The organism is Streptomyces spongiae, from assembly GCF_009377185.1.
In the GTDB taxonomy this organism is placed as follows: Bacteria; Actinomycetota; Actinomycetes; order Streptomycetales; family Streptomycetaceae; genus Streptomyces; species Streptomyces spongiae.
Genome location: NZ_VJZC01000991.1, coordinates 1 through 1,917, shown reverse-complemented (window position 1 = coordinate 1,917; position 1,917 = coordinate 1). Strand labels below are relative to the sequence as shown.

Here is a 1,917-nt window from a genome sequence, read left to right as displayed (position 1 = left end):
CGGCGGGTCTCGCCGTCGAGGGCGATGATGGCGAGCGCGTCGGGCTGCCCGAGAACGGGGTCGTGATCGAGGACGGCACGTTCCACGGCGTGCAGTGCACGGCCGGGTTCCAGGCCGAGCCGGGAGGCGAGCGCGGTCCTGGTGCGGCCGTAGGCGCCCAGGGCCTCGGCCTGCCGGCCGCAGCGGTACAGGGCGAGCATCAGCTGGGCGCAGATCCGCTCGCGCGCCGGTTCCTGCTGGGCGTGGGTCTCCAGGTCCCCGAGGATGTCGAAGTGCCGGCCGCAGGCGAGTTCGGCTTCGTACAGGTCCTCGCGTGTGGCCGAGCGGGCGCGGGACAGCGTACGCAGTTCGGGCCAGTCCGCGCCCGACTCGGCGAGGTCGACGAGGACGGGGCCGCGCCACAGGTCGAGGGCGGCACGCAGGGTGCGGGCTGCGGAGGGCCAGGCCCCGGCGGTCAGGGCGGCGCGTCCCCGGTCGGCGAGGGTGCGGTAGGCGGTCAGGTCGAGGTCGTCACCGTCGACTCGCAGCAGGTAGCCGGGGGCGTGGGTGAGGAGGACGGGGCCGCCGCCGGTGCCGTCGGCGGCGAGGACGCCGCGCAGGGCGGAGACCGCGTTCTGCAGCATCTTGCGGGCCGTGGGCGGCGGGTCCCCGCCCCACAGGGCACGCAGCAGAGTGCTGGTCGCGACGACCTCGTTGGCGTGCAGCAGCAGCTGGCCGAGTGCGGCCCGCTGTTTGACGCCGCTCAACGCGACCGGGCCGTTCTCGCCGCGGACCGTCAGCGGGCCCAGCACCTGGAACTTCATGCCGGTGTCGCTCCCGTTCGCTCCACCCCAAAAACAGACAATCCAGAACGATGAAAGGGGACGTTTTCCGTCCCCCTTTTTCCGAACGCGCCCTACCGGATTCCCGGTGCTTGTCGTGCGCTTTCCTGCGCGTTCACCGTGAATCCTCACGGTCCTTCCCCGGGCCTCGCAAACGACTCAAAGAACGACCGTGAGGACATTCACCCTCTGGATTCGGAAAGGACTCTACCGACGACTCGGCGGACGGTCACTGGGGAAAACACCGGTGTTGGGGTCAGGAGGCCCGCCAGCGCAGCGTCCGGTCGGCGATCCACAGCGCGGCCACCGAGGCGACGACGAGGAAGGCGATGTCGAAGGCGAACGAGCTGTCGATGTTCCCGGTGACGCTGTGCCGGATGGCGTCGGCGCCGTAGCTGGTCGGCATGGCGTAACTGATGACGCGCAGGGCGAGCGGCAGCGACTCCACCGGGATGAGCAGCGGGGCGCCCAGCAGCAGAAGGAAGTTGAGCATGTAGGTGATGATCGAGATCAGTTCGATCCGGTCGATGAGGGTGCCGATGACGAGGCCGAGCGCGGCGAGCGGCAGGGCCGTCAGCGGATACACGAACAGCAGCGTCGGTGACAGCGTGAGGTGGATGTCGTAGAGCAGTTCGACGGCGAGCAGGGACGTGAGCAGGCCGGGTGCGATGAGCAGGAGACGGGCGGCGATGAACGCCGTCACGAACGCGACCTTGCTGATGGGCAGCGACGCGTAGTACATCATCGAGCCCTCGGCCTTGATCGCGCCGATGCGCTGGGCGATGGCCGTGGTGCCGAGCGCGGCGATGGAGAACACTCCGGAGCCGCTGGCGATGTACAGCAGGCTGGTCTGGTCGGTGAGCCCGCTGCCGATGCGGGAGAAGCCGAAGACCATCGTCAGCGGCATGAAGATGCCGAAGACCATGTGCACGTGCCAGGACGTGCGCACGATCAGCATGTGCTCGAACCACAGGTACTTGAAGGACGTGCCGAAGACGGCGAGCCGTGACGTGAGGGCAGACCGAGTCCTTCTACGCCACCACCTTCACCGTCGGCGACGACTGGGACGGCACCGGCAACGTGCCCATCGGCACCC

General features: G+C 69.1%; 2 protein-coding genes. Both read right to left on the bottom strand.

The window, feature by feature from the left end:
* Positions 1-803 (bottom strand): AfsR/SARP family transcriptional regulator (locus FNH08_RS49470; protein ID WP_194238889.1); only part of this gene is annotated, 803 nt, incomplete at its 3' end.
* Between the two features lie 274 nt (positions 804-1,077).
* The gene (locus FNH08_RS49465; protein ID WP_228034860.1) at positions 1,078-1,779 is read right to left on the bottom strand and encodes an ABC transporter permease; all 702 of its coding nucleotides are present in this window, start codon (positions 1,777-1,779) and stop codon (positions 1,078-1,080) included.
* Between the last annotated feature and the right edge of the window lie 138 nt (positions 1,780-1,917).

Bases quoted from the DNA above. Each gene is read 5' to 3' on its own strand.
- FNH08_RS49465 (WP_228034860.1), bottom strand. From the start codon at position 1,779: ATGCTGATCGTGCGCACGTCCTGGCACGTGCACATGGTCTTCGGCATC.